The organism is Oleiphilus sp. HI0128 (assembly GCF_001635365.1).
In genome coordinates, this window is sequence record NZ_LWGG01001452.1 from 1 (window position 1) to 753 (window position 753).

At 45.7% G+C, this 753-nt stretch carries 1 protein-coding gene; it reads right to left on the reverse strand.

Annotated features, from left to right (window positions below):
- Nucleotides 1–62 precede the first annotated feature (62 nt).
- Nucleotides 63–753: SH3 domain-containing protein (locus A3763_RS23970; RefSeq protein ID WP_068760648.1), on the reverse strand; the 691-nt coding region annotated here is incomplete at its 5' end.

Genomic DNA, 753 nt, shown 5'->3' on the forward strand with positions numbered 1-753 from the left:
AGCATTCCCCACCACCGCTGACAGGGTTAAAACCATCAACCAAATACATTGTTTGCGCTTCTTCAAAAGAACACGCTTAATCCAATTTTCCATTCTGTCGCTTCTTCGTTGCTTTCACGGTTAGTAAAAATTTTATAGTCCTTCACTTCCATACGAACAAAATAACGGTCGCTCAAGTAATATCGTGCCCCTATACCGGCATGAATAGATTCTTCGTCCCGCTTTGCTTCTTCAGATAAGGTCGCCTTGGGGCTGATAAATACCATGCCCGCCCCTAAAGTAAAAAACGGTGAGAACTTCCAGGAAGGAAATGGCTGATGAAGCAAGTTCACGCTTGCGACTTTTATCTCAGCCGAATCACCCAGCACCTGACTCCCCCATAATTCAAGAGATATGTTGTTGGTCATCCAATAGCCCAGATAAGCCGAATTAAGGGCTGCTTTGTCAAACTGACCACTCATCAAACCTGCTTCCCAGCGACGTGTATTGAAGTCATCAAAGACTGGTTCTGTGATCTTCACAGTTTCGCCATTAGCGTCTTCCATCTGCAATACATCAGCAATATTCAACCAACCTTCATTACCTTTGCGATCACGAACTTTTAACCACTCCGTCTTTCGAGTTGAAACTTCTAGCCACTCCCCTTTTTCGCTGATATGGAATACAGGGAAACCTTGCGCGGGGCCTGTGCGCCATTCCACAAAAGGAAGTACCACTTTAAGCTGAGGCGCAAATACGGTAGACCCGGCATGG